The sequence below is a fragment of the Nonomuraea sp. NPDC050383 genome, from assembly GCF_044459125.1.
In the GTDB taxonomy this organism is placed as follows: domain Bacteria; phylum Actinomycetota; class Actinomycetes; order Streptosporangiales; family Streptosporangiaceae; genus Nonomuraea.
Window position 1 is genome coordinate 33,951 of sequence record NZ_JBITIP010000006.1, and the last position, 17,935, is coordinate 51,885.

A 17,935-nucleotide genomic window follows, 5' to 3' on the forward strand; every position below is an offset into this window, starting at 1 on the left:
TGGCGCTCAGTCGCCCTGACCAGACTGGTCAAGGCCGAACCTGGCCCGCAACTCGGTTTCGCGGTCGGCCGCCTCGCCGAGCGCGTCGGAAGTAAAGTCTCTCACCCGCGCGAGCATGCCCGCCGCGCCGGCGGCCGTGCGACGGGCCACGTGGTCGGGCTGGAGCGCCTGCAGCTTGCGCATCACCCACAGGGCGAGGAACGCGCCGAGCGACAGGTAGAACAGGCGGCGGATCACGGGCGCCTCCCGGCCTGGCGAACCGCCCGACCCGCTGCCTGGCCTGTCGCCTGGCCCGCCGCCCGGCCGCCCGTGGCGCGCGGCTTGCGCGGGCGGCGGGCCTCGATGGCCCGGCGCAGCCCGTAGCCGAGCGCCGACACCTTGATCAGCGGGCCGGTGAAGATGGTCTGGGTCACCGCGCTCAGGCGGGCGGCGTGGCCGCTGACCTGCTTGAGGTCCTGCGCGATCGCCTCGACGGCGACGAGCTGCCGGTTGGTCTCGTTGACCGTGACGCTGACGTCGTCGAGCAGCGGCGCCACGCGGCTGCTGAGGTCGGAGACCGCCCGGGTGGTCTCGGTCAGCAGCCTGGCGAGCCTGACGAGGACCATCGTGAGCACGCACACCAGGACTATCCAGCCCGTGGCCGCGATCAGCCCGGCGACCTCTCCAGCGGTAAGCATCCGGTCATCTCCCTCGTACGCTGCGCCGGAAACGCAAGAACCCTATCGCGTTCGGGCACCCAGGCTACTGGGCGCAGGGGGCACCGCCGGATCCGCCGCACCGTGATCACCTGGCCCGTGCCGCCCCGCCCGTGGTCTCCTCCGCCCGCCCTTGAGGTCGCCGGCCTTCCGCGTGAGGGGCCCGGCGGAGAGGTCAGGTGCCCCGGAGGAAGTCGCGGATCTTGGCCCAGCGGTCCGCGACCGGGGCCTCGGCGCCGTGCCGGGTGGGCTCGTAGTAGCGCCGCTGCCGCACCTGCTCCGGCGCGTACTCCTGGCGGACGAGGCCGTGGTCGAAGTCGTGGGGATACTTGTAGCCCTCGCCGCTGCCGAGCTTGGCGGCGCCCGGGTAGTGGGCGTCGCGCAGGTGGACCGGCACCTGGCCGATGAGGCCGCGCCGCACGTCGCCGGCCGCGGCGCCGATGGCCTTGACGACGGCGTTGGACTTGGGGGCCAGCGCGCAGTGGATGACGGCGTGGGCCAGGTTGATCTGCGCCTCGGGCAGGCCGATGAGCTGGACGGCCTGGGCGACGGCCACCGCGGTCTGCAGGCAGGTCGGGTCGGCCATGCCGACGTCCTCGGAGGCGAAGATGACGATGCGCCGGGCGATGAAGCGGGGATCCTCGCCGGCCTCGACCATGCGGGCGAGGTAGTGGAGCGCGGCGTCGGCGTCGGAGCCGCGCATCGACTTGATGAACGCGCTGATCACGTCGTAGTGCTGGTCGCCCTGCCGGTCGTAGCGGACGGCCGCCTTGTCGACGGCCCGCTCCACCACCTCGACCGTGATCTCGTCCTCCAGCAGGGCCGCCGCCTCCAGGTACGTCAGCGAGCGGCGGGCGTCGCCGCCGGCCAGGCGTACGAGGTGGTCGAGCGCCTCGGGGGCCAGGGTGGCGCGGCCGCCGAGCCCGCGCTCCTCGGCCGCGGCGCGCTCCAGCACCGTCCGGATGTCGTCGTCGGACAGCGACTCCAGCGTGAGCAGCAGCGAGCGCGACAGCAGCGGCGAGATGACGGAGAAGAACGGGTTCTCGGTGGTGGCGCCGATGAAGGTGACCCAGCGGTTCTCCACGGCGGGCAGCAGGGCGTCCTGCTGCGCCTTGTTGAAGCGGTGGACCTCGTCGACGAAGAGGACGGTCTGCCGGCCGGTCATGCCCAGCTCGCGGCGGGCCTGCTCGATGGCGGCGCGGACGTCCTTGACCCCGGCCGAGACCGCGGAGACCTCGACGAAGCGGCGTTTGGTGACGTTGGAGACGACGTAGGCCAGCGTGGTCTTGCCGGTGCCGGGCGGCCCCCACAGGAAGAGCGACATGGGGGCCTCGCTCTCGACGAGGCGGCGCAGCGGGGTGCCGGGGCCGAGCAGGTGGCGCTGGCCGATCACCTCGTCGAGCGAGCGCGGGCGCATCCGGACCGCGAGCGGCTGAGGTGTGGCCTGCTCGGCCGCCGAATCGAACAAGCTCTCCACAGCGTGAGATTACACGCTGGTCCACGCCCGGCGATCCATCACAGGAGGGCCGCCGGGGACTACGAGCTCCCGCCCCACACGGCCCTCGCCCCGGAGTCACCGGCCCGGAAGACGAAGTAGGCGGCCGTGACGGCGAGCACCACGGACAGGGCGGACAGGCCCAGCGTGGCGCCGCGGCCGAAGCGGTCGCGAGTGGAGCCGCGCGCGGACGTGGTGGCGTACACGAGCACCAGCGAGGCCGCCGCGAGGCCGGCCACCGACAGCAGGAGCGGCCCGGCGAAGCTCTCGTGCGTCTCGATCCGCTCCCCGAGCGTGCCACCGGCCGCGGCGAAGCGGGCCTCCCTGAGCCGCTCGCCGCTCTCCTTGGCCGCGAAGACCGCGACGGGCGCCGCCAGGGAGAGCAGCACGAGGGCCCAGCCCAGCAACGCGCGCCTGCTCGGCAGCACCGCGTACGCGACGGCGACCCCGGCCAGCAGCGGCGTCAGGACGACGGCGAAATGAATGATCAACGCGTGCGCCGGCAGCCCCAGGATCTGGTCGAACATGGCTCGCACCTCTTTAGTCCTTATTTCAACCACGTACGGCAGGACGATATGGTTCACGACCTGCCGCGCAACAGTGGCCTGGTTCCTTCACTTACGCCCATCACATTCCGGTGCCGGTAGCATTCGCGGAGTTGTTTGGTCATGTGTAGGCAAAGTGGAGGACATACCGGTGAGCGGCGAAGACCGCCAGAGCCAGCTGGCGCGGGAGCACAAGGAGCGGCAGGCGGAGCGTGCCGCCGCGCAGTCCGCCAAGGCGAGGCGGAACACCTTCATCGGCGCAGGCGTGGCCGTCGTCGTGGTGGCGGGCGGCATCTTCGCCGCGACCACCCTGATCAACCGGGAGCCGGCCAGGACCGTCGCGGCCGAGAGCACGCCGTCCGCCTCGGCCACCCCGTCGGCCGCGCTGCCCACGGCCCCGGCGTCCCCGACGCACGCCGGCCCGGTCACCTGCACCTACAAGCGGGACACCTCGGACGTGCCGCAGAAGTACGTCGGCATGCCGGGCAAGCGACCCAACCTGAAGCTGAAGACGATGACCGTGGTCACCAACCACGGCAACATCGTCATCGACGTCGACCCGAACATCAGCCCGTGTTCGGTCAACTCGATGGCGTTCCTGGCCAAGAAGCACTTCTACGACAACACCAAGTGCCACCGGCTGGTGACGCCCGAGACCTCGGGACTGTTCCTGCTCCAGTGCGGCGACCCCAAGGCCAAGGCCGACGGCAAGAACCCGACCGACGGCCAGGGCACCGCGGGCTACGTCTTCCCGGACGAGGCCGTCGGCGCCGTCCCGTACACGCGGGGCGTGGTGTTCCTGACCCAGCCGCCGGACGCGGCGGGGCAGAACAGCAGCCAGTTCGCCATCTCGGTGTCGGACGAGAACGCGCAGATCGAGCCGCAGTTCTCGGTGCTCGGCATGGTCCGCTCCGGCCTGGAGATCATCGAAAAGGTCGCCAAGGACGGCGTCATCGTCAACGATCAGGACATCACCGGCGACGGCGGCTCCACCGCGCCGAAGAACCCGATCATCATCAAGCGGGTCGTCGTGTCCTGACCGTCGTCAGGCCCGAGCCGGCCGCCTCCCCGGAAGCCCTCCGGGAGGCGGCCGGCTGCTTTCCGGGGCCGGACGACGCGGGCGCCCCGCCTCCGCGAGGGAGACGGGGCGCCCGGTGCCGCCTGGGACGGCCTGTAACCGGTCTGTGACTACGCCTCGGCCTTGGGCTGGGCGTCGACACCGGCCTCCTTGCGCTGGGCTCCCGTGATGGGCGTGGGGGCTCCGGTGAGCGGGTCGAAGCCGGAGGCCGTCTTCGGGAAGGCGATGACGTCGCGGATGGACTCCCCGTCCGACAGCAGCATGCAGATGCGGTCCCAGCCGTAGGCGATGCCTCCGTGCGGCGGGGGGCCGTACTTGAACGCCTCCAGCAGGAAGCCGAACTTGCTCTCGGCCTCCTCCTTGGAGATGCCCAGCACGTCGAAGACGCGCTGCTGCATCTCGGCGCGGTGGATACGGATGGAGCCGCCGCCGATCTCCATGCCGTTGCACACCATGTCATAGGCGTAGGCCAGGGCCTCGGCCGGGTGGTCCTGGAAGGTGTCGGCCCACTCGGGCTTGGGGCCGGTGAACGGGTGGTGGACCGCGGTCCAGCCGCCCTCGCCGTCCTCCTCGAACATGGGGGCGTCCACCACCCACAGGAACGACCACTGCGACTCGTCGATCAGCCCGCAGCGGCGGCCGATCTCCAGGCGGGCGGCGCCCAGCAGGTCACGGGAGGCGTTGCGGGCGCCGGCCGCGAAGAAGATCGCGTCGCCCGGCTCGGCCTTGACCTCGGCGGCCAGGCCGGACAGCTCCTGCTCCGACAGGTTCTTGGCCACGGGGCCGCCGAGCGTGCCGTCGGCCTGCACCAGCACGTACGCCAGGCCCTTGGCGCCGCGCGAGCGGGCCCACTCCTGCCAGCCGTCGAGCTCCTTGCGGGTCTGGGAGGCGCCGCCGGGCATGACGACCGCGCCCACGTAGTCGGCCTGGAAGACCCGGAACGTGGTGGCCGAGAAGTACTCCGTCATGTCCACGAGCTCCTGGCCGAAGCGCAGGTCGGGCTTGTCGGAGCCGAAGCGGGCCATCGCGTCGGCGTAGGTCATGCGCGGCAGCGGCATCGGGATCTCGTAACCCAGCACCTCACGCCACAGCCGGCCGATCAGCTTCTCGCCGACCGCGATGACGTCCTCCTGGTCGACGAACGACATCTCGACGTCGATCTGGGTGAACTCGGGCTGCCGGTCGGCGCGCAGGTCCTCGTCGCGGTAGCACTTGGCGAGCTGGTAGTAGCGCTCCAGGCCGCCCACCTGGAGAAGCTGCTTGAACAGCTGCGGCGACTGCGGCAGGGCGTACCAGTTGCCGGGCTGGAGGCGGACCGGCACGAGGAAGTCGCGGGCGCCCTCGGGCGTGGAGCGGGTGAGCGTCGGCGTCTCGACGTAGACGAAGCCGAGCTCGTTCATCACCTCGTTGGCCAGGTAGGTGGCCTTGGAGCGGGTGCGCATCGACTGGGCCACCTGCTGGCGGCGGATGTCGAGGTAGCGGTACTTGAGGCGGGCCTCCTCGGAGACGCCGACGTTGCCCTCGATGGGGAACGGCAGCGGCGCCGACTCGCTGAGCACCTCCACCTCCTCGGCCACCACCTCGATGGCGCCGGTGGGCAGGTCGGGGTTCTCGTTGCCCTCGGGGCGCACCCGGACCTGGCCGACGACCTTCACGCAGTACTCGGCGCGCAGGTCGTGGGCGTGGTCCTCCTCGCGGAAGACCACCTGCGCCGAGCCGGAGGCGTCGCGCAGGTCGATGAAGACCACGCCGCCGTGGTCACGGCGCCGGGCCACCCATCCCGCGAGCGTCACCTGCTGCCCGGCGTGCTCCTCACGGAGCGACCCGGCCGTATGCGTGCGAATCACTGCACTTTCCCTTTCAGAACGTCGACGACCTGGGCCAGCGGCACCTCGGTCTGCTCAGCGGTGGTCAGGTCTTTCAGTTGGACAGCCTGCGCGGCCAGGTCGCGCTCGCCGAGGATGAGGGCGAAGCGGGCGCCCGAGCGGTCCGCGCCCTTCATAGCGCCCTTCAGCCCCTTGCCCCCGAAGGCCATGTCGGCGGCGACCCCCGCCGCCCGCAGCTCGCTGAGGAGCCTGAACATGGCCCGCGCCGCCTCCTCGCCCAGCGGCACACCGTACACCTCGCAGCGGGGCGGGGCCGCGGGGGCGACGCCCTCCCGCTCCAGGGCGATGACGGTGCGGTCGAGGCCGAGCCCGAAGCCGATGCCGGGCAGCGCCGGCCCGCCGATGGCCTCGGAGAGCCCGTCGTAGCGGCCGCCACCGCCGATGCCGGACTGCGCGCCGAGCAGGGGGTGGTCGAACTCGAAGGTGGTGCGGGTGTAGTAGTCGAGCCCGCGCACGAGCCTCGGGGCGTCCTCCCACGGGATGCCGAGATCGGCCAGGAGCTGCTTGACGCGGTCGTGGTACGACTTGCAGTCGGCGCACAGGTGGTCGCCGATGAGCGGCGCGTCCTCGACCTGCGCGCGGACCTCCGGACGCTTGTCGTCGAGCACGCGCAGCGGGTTGATCTCGATCCGCTCCCTGGTCGCCTCGTCGAGGTCGAGCCCCCGCAGGAACTCCTGCAGCCGCGCGCGGTAGATCGGCCGGCACTCCTTGCAGCCCAGCGAGTTGAGCAGCAGCCGGACCTGGGTGAGGCCGAGCGTGGCGTACCACTGCCAGGCCAGCGCGATGGTCTCGGCGTCGACCGCCGGGTCCTCGCTGCCGATCGCCTCCAGGTCGAGCTGGTAGAACTGCCGGTAGCGGCCCTCCTGGGGCGCCTCTGCGCGGAACACCGGCCCGTCGGTCCAGACCTTCACCGGGAGCTGGCCGCGGTGCAGGCCGTACTCCAGGACCGCGCGCAGCACACCGGCGGTGAACTCCGGGCGCAGCGTCAGCGACCTGCCGCCGCGGTCGGTGAAGGTGTACATCTCCTTGCTGACGACGTCGGTGGACTCACCGACCCCGCGCGCGAACAGCTGGGTGTCCTCGAAGACCGCCGTCTCCAGGTAGGCGTAGCCCGCGCGCCTGGCCGTCTCCGCGAACGCCGCGCGTATCGCGGAGAACGTCGAGGCCTGCGGCGGGACGTATTCCTTGACCCCTTTGGGTGCTTGGAAGTTCATCAGATCCCTCGTGTGGGACCGGCGTGCGGGGCGGCGTCCTTGAGGTAAGGATTGCTGGCGCGCTCGCGGCCGATCGTGGTCTGTGGTCCGTGGCCCGGCAGGACGACCGTATCGTCAGGCAGCGTCAGGCACTTGGCGGCCAGGCTGCGCAGGATCGTCGGGTGGTCGCCGCCCGGCAGGTCGGTGCGGCCGATGGAGCCGGCGAACAGCAGGTCGCCCGCGAACATGATCGCGTCGCCGGGCAGCCGGAAGCTCACCGACCCCCTGGTATGGCCGGGCGTGTGGTCGACCACGAACTCCAGGCCGGCCAGGGGCAGCGTGGCCCCGTCCGACAGCTCCCGCACGTCGTCGGGCTCGCTCAGCGTGATGCCGCCGAAGATCTGGGAGCTCGTCGGCGACCAGCCCGCGGCCGGGTCGGACAGCAGGTGACGGTCCTCGGGGTGGATCCAGGCCGGCACGTCCCGCGCGCCGCACACCGGGGCCACCGACCAGACGTGGTCGAGGTGGCCGTGGGTGAGCAGCACCGCGACCGGCTTGAGCCGGTGCTCGCGCAGCAGCTCGTCGACCCCGTCCACGGCGTCCTGACCAGGGTCGACGATCACGCACTCCTCGCCCGCGGCGGGCGCGATGACGTAACAATTGGTCTGGAAGGCCCCTGCGGGGAAGCCTGCGATGAGCATCTGCCTCAGGTGATCTCGTCAAAAAAGCCAATGGGAATGTAACCGAAGGGTACCGGTGCGGGTCGCCGGGCTGCGAATCATCGCCCGTTGGCCGATACGATTCGCCCACCTCAGTTGATTGACTATGGGAGGCAAAGCGGTGGCCACGGGGAAGGACCGGCAGAAGCAGCTGGCACGCGAGCACCACGAGCGGCAGTTGCAGCGCCGCATCGAGCGCGAGCAGCGGGCCAAGCGCACCGCGATCATCGGCTCCACGGTGGGAGTCGTGGTCGTGGTAGGCGGCATCGTCGCCGCGGTCGCCCTGCTGGGCGGCGATCCGAACAACGAGGCCGCGGCGACGCCCACCGCCTCGGCGCAGGACACCTCCGCGCCTCAGGACACCGCCTCGGCGTCCCCGGCCGCGCAGCCCAAGCCGTACGACCCGGCGACCGGCACGTGCGGCTACGTGGCCGACACCGGCGGCGGCAAGGTCAAGGACGTCGGCATGCCGCCGGCGAAGGTGTCGCCCAAGCCCGCCACGAAGACCATGACGCTGGTGACCAACCTGGGCGACATCAAGGTCGAGCTCGACAACGCCAAGGCGCCCTGCACGGTCAACTCGCTGGCGTTCCTGGCGAAGAAGAACTACTACGACGGCAGCAAGTGCCACCGGCTGGGCAGCGACAAGTTCCCGATGCTCCAGTGCGGTGACCCGACGGCCAAGGCCGACGGCAAGCCCGGGCAGGACGGCTCCGGCGGCCCCGGCTACGTGATGGCCGAGGAGAATCTCAAGGGAGCCACGTACAAGCGCGGCGTGATGGCGATGGCCAAGACGCAGGCGCCGGGCAGCACGGGCAGCCAGTTCTTCCTGGTCTATGGCGATATCGGACTTACGCCCGATTACACGCCGGTGGGTACGATCACGAAGGGGCTCGACATCCTGGACAAGGTCAACAAGGCAGGCGTCATCGGTGACGCCGGGGACGGCACGGGAGCACCCAAGGAAACCGTCGAAATCAAAGACGTGACAATAGCTGGCAAGAGCTGACGTAATACAACAAGGGACGACATGTCCCGAAGGGTCTGATGGAAAGTGCGGGAGGACACGGTGAGCACCGACCCGTGGGGCCGGGTAGACGACGACGGCACCGTCTACGTGCGTACGGCTGAGGGAGAGCGCGCCGTCGGCTCCTGGCAGGCCGGTGAACCCGAGGAAGCGCTGGCATACTTCCATCGCAAGTACGACGAGCTGGCCGGCCAGGTCCAGCTGCTGGAGCAGCGGGTCAAGGGCACCGACCTGGCGCCCGCCCAGGCCGAGTCCAGCATCGTCAAGCTGCGCGAGGCCGTGGCCGAGGCGCACGCGGTCGGCGACCTGGGCGCGCTGACCGCGCGCCTCGACGGCCTGACCGAGCTCGTCGCGCACCGCCGCGAGGAGGTCAAGGCCGCCCGCGAGAAGGCGCGCGGCGAGGCCAGGGCGGTCAAGGAGCGCATCGTCGCCGAGGCGGAGCGCATCGCCGAGGAGACGACGCACTGGAAGTCCGGCGGCGAGCGGCTGCGCCAGATCGTCGAGGAGTGGAAGGCCGCCGACCGCATCGACCGGGTCACCGAGGCGGCCCTGTGGAAGCGGCTGTCGGCCGCCCGCACCGCGTTCGCCAAGCGCCGCAAGCACTACTTCGCGGGCCTCGACGAGCAGCGTGAGGGCATCCGCGCCACCAAGGAGCGCATCGTCCAGGAGGCCGAGGCCATCGCCGGCTCGACCGACTGGGGCGGCACGGCCGCGGCCTACCGCGACCTGATGCAGCAGTGGAAGAACGCCGGCCGGGCCTCGCGCGAGGTGGAGGACGAGCTGTGGGCCCGCTTCAAGGGCGCCCAGGACGAGTTCTTCCAGGCGCGTTCGGCGGTGTTCGCCGAGCGTGACGCCTCGCTGGCGGCCAACGCCGAGGTCAAGGAGCAACTGCTGGCCGAGGCGGAGAAGATCCTGCCGGTCACCGACGTGCGCGCCGCCCGCGCCGCGCTGCGGCACCTCGTGGAGCGGTGGGAGGCCGCCGGCCCGGTGCCGCGCGACCAGCGAGACCGCCTGGAGGGCGGCCTGCGCAAGGTGGACGACGCCGTCCGCAAGGCCGAGGAGGCCGAGTGGAAGCGGTCCAACCCCGAGGCGCGCGCCCGCGCCCAGAGCACGGTCGACCAGCTCCGCACCTCGATCGAGCAGCTGGAGAAGCGTCTGGCCAAGGCACAGGACGCGGGCCGGGCCAAGGACGTCAAGGAGGCCGAGGAGGCGCTGACCGCCCGCCGCTCGTGGCTGGAGGAGGCCGAGCGAACCCTGGCCGAGTTCAGCTGACCCGCTCCGCGGCCGGCTCGGTCTGACGGCTCATCAAGCGGGCCGCGGGCTTTCGCGGGCGACGGGGGTCGCCTGCGGGTCCGCGCCACCGTGCCGTACGGCGGGCGTCCCCGTACGGCGGGCGGGATGTCAGCTTCCCGCGCCGCTGACCCGGTAGACGTCGAAGACGCCCTGGATGTTGCGCACGGCCTTGAGCACGTGGCCCAGGTGCTTCGGATCGCCCATCTCGAAGGTGAACTTGCTGACCGCGACCCGGTCGCGTGAGGTGGTGACCGACGCGCTGAGGATGTTGACGTGCTGGTCGGACAGCGTGCGCGTGACGTCCGACAGCAGACGCGGCCGGTCGAGGGCCTCCACCTGGATCGCCACCAGGAACACCGAGTCGTCGCCCGGCGACCAGCTCACCTCGACCAGGCGGTCCGGCTGCTCCTTGAGCTGCTGCACGTTCGTGCAGTCGGCCCGGTGGACCGAGACTCCGTGGCCGCGCGTGACGAAGCCGACGATCTCGTCCCCGGGCACCGGGGTGCAGCACTTGGACAGGCGCACCCACACGTCGGCGTCGCCCGCGACGACCACCCCGGCGCCGCCACCGCCCCGGGGGCGGCCGCGCAGCCGCGTCGGGAGCGACGTCTCGGCGATGTCCTCCTCGGCGCTGTCCACCCCGCCGATGGAGCTCACGAGCTTCTGCACGACCGTCTGGGCGGCGACGTGGCCCTCGCCGACGGCCGCGTAGAGCGCCGACACGTCGGGGTAGCGCAGGTCCCGGGCGAGGGCCAGCAGCGACTCGCCGGACATCAGCCGCTGCAGCGGCAGGCCCTGCTTGCGCATGGCCCGGCCGATGGCCTCCTTGCCCGCCTCGATCGCGGTCTCGCGGCGCTCCTTGGAGAACCACTGCCGGATCTTGTTGCGGGCCCGGCCCGACTTGACGAACTTCAGCCAGTCGCGCGACGGCCCGGCGTCGGGCGACTTGGAGGTGAAGATCTCGACCGTGTCGCCGTTGCCGAGGCGCGACTCCAGCGGCACCAGCCGCCCGTTGACCCGCGCGCCGATGCAGCGGTGGCCGACCTCGGTGTGGACGGCATAGGCGAAGTCGACCGGCGTCGCCCCCTCGGGCAGGGCCACCACCTGACCGCGCGGGGTGAAGACGTACACCTCGGAGACCGACAGGTCGAAGCGCAGCGACTCCAGGAACTCGCCCGGGTCGGAGGTCTCCTTCTGCCAGTCGAGGAGCTGGCGCAGCCAGGCCATGTCGCTGCCCGGCTTGACCTTGCCCTGAGGCCCGGGAGCGGCGCCGACCTCCTCCTTGTACTTCCAGTGGGCGGCCACGCCGTACTCGGCCCGGTGGTGCATGGCGTGGGTGCGGATCTGCAGCTCCACCGGCTTGCCCTCGGGACCGATGACCGTGGTGTGCAGCGACTGGTACATGTTGAACTTCGGCATCGCGATGTAGTCCTTGAACCGGCCGGGCACCGGGTTCCATCGCGCGTGGATCGTTCCGAGGGCCGCATAGCAGTCGCGCACGCTGTCGACGAGGACCCGGATGCCGACCAGGTCGTAGATGTCGTCGAAGGCGACGTCGCGGGCGATCATCTTCTGGTAGACGGAGTAGTAGTGCTTCGGCCGGCCCTTCACCACCGCGCGGATCTTGGCGTCGCGCAGGTCGCCGGAGACCTTCTCGATGACCTCCTGCAGGAACAGGTCGCGCCGCGGGGCCCGCTCCGACACCATGCGCGCGATCTCGTCGTAGCGCTTGGGGTAGAGCATGGCGAAGGCGAGGTCCTCCAGCTCCCACTTGATCGTGTTCATGCCCAGGCGGTGGGCGAGCGGGGCGAAGATCTCCAGCGTCTCGCGGGACTTCTGGTGGCGCTTGTGCTCGGGCAGGTAGCGCATGGTGCGCATGTTGTGCAGCCGGTCGGCCAGCTTGATGACGAGCACGCGGATGTCGCGCGACATCGCGACGACCATCTTGCGCACGGTCTCGGCCTGGGCCGCGTCGCCGAACTTCACCTTGTCCAGCTTGGTGACGCCGTCGACGAGCGAGCCGATCGTGTCGCCGAAGTCGGCGCGCAGCTCCTCCAGGCCGTAGGAGGTGTCCTCGACGGTGTCGTGCAGCAGGGCCGCGCACAGCGTCTCGTCGTCGGTGCCCAGCTCGGCCAGGATCGTCGCGACGGCCAGCGGGTGCGTGATGTACGGGTCGCCGGACTTGCGCTTCTGGTCGCGGTGGTGGTGCGCGGCGACCTCGTAGGCGCGCTCGATCAGGCGCAGGTCGGCCTTGGGATGGGTGGCACGGACCGTGCGGAACAGCGGTTCCAGCACCGGGTTCATGGCCCCACCCCCAAACCGTCGCCGACGCGTCGCAGGGGCGCCGGCGGGCTCGGCACTTCCTGCATCGGTTACGTCGGGTACGACCGCGTCACGGGGCACTCAGACTCCTCTGGTTCGAGTCCAGGTCCCCCAGTGTATCCAGGCGCGAAACCTGGCCTCCCGCGGGTCCGGCTCAGACGATCACCAAGGAGCGCAGGTCGACTCCCTTGAGACGCTCGCGCCCCTGGAGAAAGGCCAGCTCCATGAGCATGGCCACGCCGACGACCTCCGCGCCGGCCCTGCGCACGAGCTCCACGGTCGCCTCGGCCGTGCCGCCGGTGGCGAGCACGTCGTCGACGATGAGCACCCGGTCGCCCTCGGTGAAAGCGTCGCGGTGCACCTCGATGGTCGCGGAGCCGTACTCCAGATCGTAGGACTCCTCGAGGGTTTCGGAGGGGAGTTTGCCCTTTTTCCGTACGGGCACGAATCCCGCTCCCGCGCGGTAGGCCACGGGCGCGGCAAGGATGAAGCCTCGCGCCTCGATGCCGACGATCTTGTCGACGGTGTGGAGCCCGGCCAGCTCGTCCACCACGGCGGCGAAGGCCCCGTGGTCGGCCAGCAGGGGGCTGATGTCCTTGAACAGCACGCCGGGCTTCGGGTAGTCGGGCACGTCCCTGATCCGGTCGAGGATCAGCGTGCGCAGGTCGGTCATGTCGGGACTCCTTCGGGAGGGCTCGTCCGGCGGCTGACGGGCTCCATGATGACGCATCGATGACGCGCCGATGACGGGGGTGCGGCCGGGGGTCGCGGGGGCGGACGCGCGGCGGGGGGGGGGGGGGGGGGGGGGGGGGGGGCCCCCCCCCCCCCCCCCCCCCCCCCCCCCCCCCCCCCCCCCCCCCCCCCCCCCCCCGTACGCCCGGGGGGGGGGGGGGGGGGGGGGGGGGGGGGGGGGCGGGGGGGGGGGGGGCCGGGGGGGGGGGGGGGGGCCGGGGGGGGGGGGGGGGCGGGGGGGGCCCGGCCCCGCCCCGCGCGTCATGCTCAGCCCTTGGCGACGGCCGCGTTCTCGGAGCCCTTGGCTCCCTTGCCGCTCTTCTTGCCGCCTCCGCTCGCGGCGGCGACGCGCCGGGCGATGGCCTGGTACTTCGGCTCCCGCTCCTTCAGCGTCACCAGCAGCGGCGTGGCGACGCACAGCGAGGAGTAGGTGCCGACGATCATGCCGACGAACAGGGCCAGCGACAGGTCCTTCAGCGTGCCCGCGCCGAGCAGCGTGGTGCCGATGAACAGGATCGCCGCCACCGGCAGGATCGCGACCAGCGACGTGTTCAGCGACCGGATCAGCGTGTGGCTGAGCGCGTTGTTGGCCGCCATCGAGTACGTCTGCTTGGACGTGGTGCCCAGCTTGGCCGTGACTTCCTTGATCATGTCGAACACCACGACCGCGTCGTAGAGCGAGTAACCGAGGATGGTCAGGAAGCCCAGCAGCGTGGCCGGGGTGACCTCGAAGCCGGACCAGGCGTAGATGCCCGCCGTGATGATGAGGTCGTGGACGAGCGCGACGATGGCGGCCAGGGCCATCTTCGGCTCGAACGCCATCGACAGGTACAGGATGATCGCCAGCATGAAGACGCCCAGGCCGATCCAGGCCTTCTGGGAGACCTCACCGCCCCAGGAGGCGCCGATCGACTGCACGTCGATCTCCTCCTTGACGCCGTACTTCTGCTTGATGACCTGCTGCAGCTTGGTCGTGGTGGCCTCGGACAGGTCCTCGCTGGTGATGCGGTAGCGCTCGTTGGTCGTCTGGACGATCGGCTGGTGGACGCCCTGCTCGAGGAAGGTGCCGCGGACGTCCTGGACCGTCGTGGCCACGGCCGGCTTGAACGAGATGACCGAGCCGCCCTTGAACTCCACGCCCAGGTTGAGCCCGTTGAACAGCAGGCCCGCGATGGAGATGATCAGCAGCAAGCCGGACAGGCTGTACCAGAGCTTCCAGCGGCCGACGAAGTCGATATCGATCTCGCCGCGGTAGAGGCGACGCCCCAGTCCCATGTCAGGCCTCCTGCGGGGTGTTCGGACGGCCGGCGGAGCCGGTGTGGTCGGCGCTCATGCGCTCGGAGTCGAGACCGGACAGCGGATGCCCCTTGGCGAAGAACTTCAGCCTCGCCAGCATCGCGATGAACGGCTTCGTGAACATGAACACGACCAGGATGTCGATGAGGGTGGTCAGGCCCATGGCGAACGCGAAGCCCGCCACGCCGCCCACGGCCAGCGCGTAGAGCACGACCGCGGCGATGAACATGACGGCGTCGGCGATCAGGATCGTGCGCCGGGCGCGGACCCAGGCCACCTCCACGGCGGCGCGCAGGGTCCGCCGGCCCTCCTTCATCTCGTCGCGGATGCGTTCGAAGTAGACGATGAAGGAGTCGGCGGTGATGCCGATCGAGACCACCAGGCCGATGATGTGCGGCAGCGAGAGCCGGAAGTTGGCGTTGTGGCCGAGCACGACCACGGCCGTGTAGGTGAGGATCGTGGCGACCACGAGGCTCAGCACGGCGACGATGCCGAGGCCGCGGTAGTACAGCAGGCTGTAGACGACGACGAGGGCCAGGCCGATGATGCCGGCGATCAGGCCGCCCTTGAGCTGGTCCTGGCCGAGGGTCGATGAGACCGTGTCGACCGAGCTGCGCTCGAACTTCAGCGGCAGCGCGCCGTACTTGAGCTGGTCGGCCAGGTCGGTGGCGCTCTTCTGGTCGAAGCCGCCGGTGATCTCGGCGCGGCCGCCGGGGATCGCGCTGATGATGTTCGGGGCGGTGATGACGACGCCGTCGAGGACGACCGCGACCTTGTTGCGGGGCTCGGGCGCGCTGACGGCCTGGCCGGTGAGCGTGGCCCACGCGCTGGCGCCCTTGGACTTGAAGTCGAGCTGGACGAGCCACTCGGTGGTGCCCTGGCGCACGCCCGAGCTGGCGGTGTCGATGTCGGTGCCGACGACCTTGGCCTTGTCGAGGACGTACTTGTAGCTGCCGTCGCTCTCGCAGGCCGCGTACTGCTTGTTGGGGTCGTCCTGGACGCCCTGGCCGCGCTTCTTGGGGTCGCTGCAGTTGAGGGCCTGGAACTGCTTCAGCACCGCCGGGTCGATGCCCGTGGTGTCGACGCCGGAGTCGGCCGGCTGCTGCGTGGTGGCCGGCGTCGGAGCGGCGGTCGGGGTGGCCTTGGCGTTCTGGCCCTTCTTCTGCTGCTGCTCCGTCTGCGCGCCCCGGGTGCTCTCCGGCTTGGCGGAGGCGCCCGTGGGGGCGGGCGTCGGCGCGGTCAGCGCCGAGGACAGCGCCTTGCCCGTCGGGGACACCGACGGGCCGGGCGTGCCCGCCGATCGGGTGGAGGTCGTCTGCGGCTTGGCCGACGGCGACGCCGTACCGGCCGGCGAGGCCGAGCCGGAGGGGGTGGCGCCCGGGGAGGGTGCCTGGGTGGGGAGCTCCTGCGGGAGCTGCGTGGCCTCCATGGCGAGCACCTGGCGGAACCGCAGCTCCGCGGTGGTCGCGACCAGCTTGATGGCCTCGCTCTGCCCGACGCCCGGGATGGAGATGACGATGTTGTCGCCGGACTTGGCGACCTCCGCGTCGGAGATGCCCCTGCCGTTGACCCGCTCGCGGATGATGTTGACCGCGCGGTCGAGGATCTCCTCAGGCGGAGCCGCACCGCTCTGTGTCACGGGTGACAGGGTCACCGTGGTGCCGCCGGCGAGGTCGAGTCCGAGCTTCGGCGTGAACGCCTTCTGCAGGAACATCGTCCCGCCCAGGGCGAGGATGAGCGCCAGGAGCAGCAGGAGCGTCCGCCCCGGCTTGCTGTGGCTGCTGGTCGGTCGGGCCACTGGTCGTCAGTTCTTTCGGATAGAAGTTGTCGCAGAAGCCTAGTCAGGACTTCGTGGTGTCCTGGCCGTCGTTGCGCTCGGGGGTGCTGCCGGTGGTGCCGGTGGTGCCGTCCTTGTCCGTTCCGGCGGTGCCGGGCACGTCGTCCGTCAGGGGCTCGTCGGCCACGGGGTCGTCGGCCGTGGGCTCGCCGGGGGTGACGACACGTCCGATCGCGGCCTTCACCCACCGCGTCTCGATGCCAGGGGCCACCTCAAGGACCACATCGTCATTCTCCACCGTCACCACGGTGCCGAACAGGCCCGTCGTGGTCATCACCCGCGCCCCGGGGGTCAGGCTGTTCTGCATCTGAGCCGCTTCCTGCTGACGCTTGCGCTGCGGACGAATCAGCAGGAAGTAGAACACCACCACCAGCAGAATCAGCGGCAGGATACTCGTGAGTTGACCCGTGTTCATAAGGGGCGACCTTCCATTGTCGTACAAGAAGTTGACACCGGCGTCGCGCCGGAAATTCCGGGCGGTGCCTCGGGGCCGCGCCGCTCAGCCCGTCAGCCTACACAGCCAGCCAAGCCACGGAGTGTAGGCCGTTGTTGCGAAACGCGGCAACGAGGCAGCGTTTCGCCGCGCGGGGAAGTTCCCAATTCGAAACGGTTGCAACCGTTCTGTAATCAGTCGAAAAGCGTGGCTCCGAAGGCGTCGGGGGGTGGCGTCAAACCCAGGTGCTGCCAGGCCGCGGCGGTCGCGACCCGGCCGCGCGGGGTCCTGGCCAGCAGGCCCTGCCGTACGAGGAACGGCTCGGCGACCACTTCGACGGTCTCGGGCTCCTCCCCCACGGCGACGGCCAGGGTGGACAGGCCCACCGGACCGCCGCCGAACTTGCGCAGCAGCACCCCGAGCACCGCCCGGTCGAGCCGGTCGAGCCCCTCGGCGTCCACCTCGTACAGGTCGAGGGCGGCGGAGGCGACGTCGCGGTCGATGACGCCGCCGGCGCGCACGTCGGCGAAGTCGCGCACCCGGCGCAGCAACCGGTTGGCGATGCGGGGCGTGCCGCGTGAGCGGCGGGCGATCTCGTAGGCGCCCTCGGGGGGCAGGGCCACGCCGAGCAGCCGGGACGACCGGTTGAGCACCTGCTCCAGCTCGTCGACCTCGTAGAAGTCCATGTGGGCGGTGAAGCCGAAGCGGTCGCGCAGCGGGGCGGGCAGCAGCCCGGCCCGGGTCGTCGCGCCGACGAGGGTGAACGGCGCGATCTCGAGCGGGATCGCGGTCGCGCCGGGCCCCTTGCCGACGACGATGTCGACCCGGAAGTCCTCCATCGCGAGGTAGAGCATCTCCTCGGCGGGCCGGGCCATCCGGTGGATCTCGTCGATGAACAGCACCTCGCCCTCGGCCAGCGTCGACAGGATGGCCGCGAGGTCACCGGCCCGCTCCAGGGCGGGTCCCGAGGTGATGCGGAGCGGGGCGCTCAGCTCGGCCGCGATGATCATAGCCAGTGTGGTCTTGCCGAGTCCGGGAGATCCGCTCATCAGCACGTGGTCGGGGGGCCGGCTGCGGCGCAGGGCGCTCTCCAGCACCAGCGAGAGCTGCTCGCGGACGCGGCCCTGGCCGATGAACTCGCTGAGCTTCTTGGGGCGCAGCGCCGCCTCGATCTGCAGCTCGTCGCCCTCGGCGTCGGGCGACACGAGGTCCCGATCCAGGCTCACTTCCCCGTCCCCCTCACCATCCGCGTCACGCTCGGCCTCGCGCGCTCTGCCCCGCCGCGTCCGGTGCGGGGGCCCTGCGAGAGTACGGCACCCACGCCGTTCACGCCCCTCCGGAAGCCGCGTCCCGGGGACGGCGGGGCCGGGGACGGCGGGGCCGG

Annotated in this window: 16 protein-coding genes; 3 read left to right on the top strand and 13 right to left on the bottom strand. The window is 71.0% G+C overall.

What is annotated here, in order from left to right:
* Positions 1-6: 6 nt before the first annotated feature.
* The 4 genes from ACIBG4_RS16810 to ACIBG4_RS16825 all read right to left on the bottom strand — a co-directional run bounded on the left by ACIBG4_RS16810 (position 7) and on the right by ACIBG4_RS16825 (position 2,717).
* The gene (locus ACIBG4_RS16810) at positions 7-237 is read right to left on the bottom strand and encodes a hypothetical protein (RefSeq protein WP_310712333.1); all 231 of its coding nucleotides are present in this window, start codon (positions 235-237) and stop codon (positions 7-9) included.
* Complete coding sequence (locus ACIBG4_RS16815) at positions 234-677, bottom strand: DUF948 domain-containing protein (protein WP_397202535.1); 444 nt, start codon at positions 675-677, stop codon at positions 234-236. Before ACIBG4_RS16815 ends, ACIBG4_RS16810 begins: the two co-directional genes overlap by 4 nt.
* A gap of 193 nt (positions 678-870) precedes the next feature.
* Positions 871-2,172: a replication-associated recombination protein A gene (locus ACIBG4_RS16820; protein WP_397202536.1), complete on the bottom strand. Its 1,302-nt coding sequence runs from the start codon at positions 2,170-2,172 to the stop codon at positions 871-873.
* 59 nt (positions 2,173-2,231) lie between these two features.
* Positions 2,232-2,717, bottom strand: coding sequence for a hypothetical protein (locus ACIBG4_RS16825; RefSeq protein WP_397202537.1), 486 nt, complete (start codon positions 2,715-2,717; stop codon positions 2,232-2,234).
* Between the two features lie 169 nt (positions 2,718-2,886).
* Here ACIBG4_RS16825 and ACIBG4_RS16830 point away from each other — a divergent pair, with 169 nt between their 5' ends.
* Positions 2,887-3,774, top strand: a complete 888-nt coding sequence (locus ACIBG4_RS16830) for a peptidylprolyl isomerase (protein WP_310712336.1) — start codon at positions 2,887-2,889, stop codon at positions 3,772-3,774.
* A gap of 149 nt (positions 3,775-3,923) precedes the next feature.
* On the opposite strand, the gene aspS is transcribed toward ACIBG4_RS16830, so the two are convergent.
* Genes aspS through ACIBG4_RS16845 form a run of 3 tightly spaced genes read right to left on the bottom strand, consistent with a single transcriptional unit; the run spans position 3,924 to position 7,593 of the window.
* Positions 3,924-5,660 carry an aspartate--tRNA ligase gene (aspS, locus tag ACIBG4_RS16835; protein WP_397202538.1) on the bottom strand — a complete coding sequence of 579 codons (1,737 nt, stop codon included), beginning with the start codon at positions 5,658-5,660 and terminating at the stop codon, positions 3,924-3,926.
* Positions 5,657-6,913: a histidine--tRNA ligase gene (gene hisS, locus ACIBG4_RS16840; protein WP_397202539.1), complete on the bottom strand. Its 1,257-nt coding sequence runs from the start codon at positions 6,911-6,913 to the stop codon at positions 5,657-5,659. Before hisS ends, aspS begins: the two co-directional genes overlap by 4 nt.
* On the bottom strand, positions 6,913-7,593 hold the full coding sequence (locus ACIBG4_RS16845) for an MBL fold metallo-hydrolase (RefSeq protein WP_355447037.1): 681 nt from the start codon (positions 7,591-7,593) through the stop codon (positions 6,913-6,915). Before ACIBG4_RS16845 ends, hisS begins: the two co-directional genes overlap by 1 nt.
* Before the next feature lie 139 nt (positions 7,594-7,732).
* Between ACIBG4_RS16845 and ACIBG4_RS16850 the strand changes: the two genes are divergently transcribed.
* Together ACIBG4_RS16850 and ACIBG4_RS16855 are read left to right on the top strand one after the other, a co-directional pair.
* Entirely contained in the window at positions 7,733-8,620 is an 888-nt protein-coding gene (locus ACIBG4_RS16850; RefSeq protein ID WP_397202540.1) for a peptidylprolyl isomerase, read from the top strand.
* A gap of 60 nt (positions 8,621-8,680) precedes the next feature.
* Complete coding sequence (locus ACIBG4_RS16855; RefSeq protein WP_310712341.1) at positions 8,681-9,910, top strand: DUF349 domain-containing protein; 1,230 nt, start codon at positions 8,681-8,683, stop codon at positions 9,908-9,910.
* A 129-nt stretch (positions 9,911-10,039) separates the two neighbouring features.
* Here the strand turns inward: ACIBG4_RS16855 and ACIBG4_RS16860 are convergent, their stop codons facing one another.
* From ACIBG4_RS16860 to ruvB, 6 genes are all read right to left on the bottom strand, one after another.
* Complete coding sequence (locus ACIBG4_RS16860) at positions 10,040-12,235, bottom strand: bifunctional (p)ppGpp synthetase/guanosine-3',5'-bis(diphosphate) 3'-pyrophosphohydrolase (protein WP_310712342.1); 2,196 nt, start codon at positions 12,233-12,235, stop codon at positions 10,040-10,042.
* Between the two features lie 172 nt (positions 12,236-12,407).
* The gene (locus tag ACIBG4_RS16865; RefSeq protein WP_397202541.1) at positions 12,408-12,926 is read right to left on the bottom strand and encodes an adenine phosphoribosyltransferase; all 519 of its coding nucleotides are present in this window, start codon (positions 12,924-12,926) and stop codon (positions 12,408-12,410) included.
* Between the two features lie 326 nt (positions 12,927-13,252).
* Positions 13,253-14,260: a protein translocase subunit SecF gene (gene secF, locus ACIBG4_RS16870; protein ID WP_355447030.1), complete on the bottom strand. Its 1,008-nt coding sequence runs from the start codon at positions 14,258-14,260 to the stop codon at positions 13,253-13,255.
* Position 14,261: 1 nt separating this feature from the next.
* Positions 14,262-16,079 (bottom strand): protein translocase subunit SecD, encoded by a 1,818-nt coding sequence (secD, locus tag ACIBG4_RS16875; RefSeq protein ID WP_397202542.1) that lies wholly within the window; start codon positions 16,077-16,079, stop codon positions 14,262-14,264.
* A gap of 43 nt (positions 16,080-16,122) precedes the next feature.
* Positions 16,123-16,533 carry a preprotein translocase subunit YajC gene (gene yajC / locus ACIBG4_RS16880; protein ID WP_397202543.1) on the bottom strand — a complete coding sequence of 137 codons (411 nt, stop codon included), beginning with the start codon at positions 16,531-16,533 and terminating at the stop codon, positions 16,123-16,125.
* Positions 16,534-16,745: 212 nt separating this feature from the next.
* On the bottom strand, positions 16,746-17,777 hold the full coding sequence (gene ruvB / locus ACIBG4_RS16885; RefSeq protein ID WP_397202544.1) for a Holliday junction branch migration DNA helicase RuvB: 1,032 nt from the start codon (positions 17,775-17,777) through the stop codon (positions 16,746-16,748).
* Positions 17,778-17,935 lie beyond the last annotated feature (158 nt).

Bases quoted from the DNA above. Each gene is read 5' to 3' on its own strand.
- ACIBG4_RS16815 (WP_397202535.1), bottom strand. From the start codon at position 677: ATGCTTACCGCTGGAGAGGTCGCCGGGCTGATCGCGGCCACGGGCTGG.
- ACIBG4_RS16825 (WP_397202537.1), bottom strand. From the start codon at position 2,717: ATGTTCGACCAGATCCTGGGGCTGCCGGCGCACGCGTTGATCATTCAT.
- hisS (WP_397202539.1), bottom strand. From the start codon at position 6,913: ATGAACTTCCAAGCACCCAAAGGGGTCAAGGAATACGTCCCGCCGCAG.
- ACIBG4_RS16845 (WP_355447037.1), bottom strand. From the start codon at position 7,593: ATGCTCATCGCAGGCTTCCCCGCAGGGGCCTTCCAGACCAATTGTTAC.
- ACIBG4_RS16860 (WP_310712342.1), bottom strand. From the start codon at position 12,235: ATGAACCCGGTGCTGGAACCGCTGTTCCGCACGGTCCGTGCCACCCAT.
- ACIBG4_RS16865 (WP_397202541.1), bottom strand. From the start codon at position 12,926: ATGACCGACCTGCGCACGCTGATCCTCGACCGGATCAGGGACGTGCCC.
- secF (WP_355447030.1), bottom strand. From the start codon at position 14,260: ATGGGACTGGGGCGTCGCCTCTACCGCGGCGAGATCGATATCGACTTC.
- yajC (WP_397202543.1), bottom strand. From the start codon at position 16,533: ATGAACACGGGTCAACTCACGAGTATCCTGCCGCTGATTCTGCTGGTG.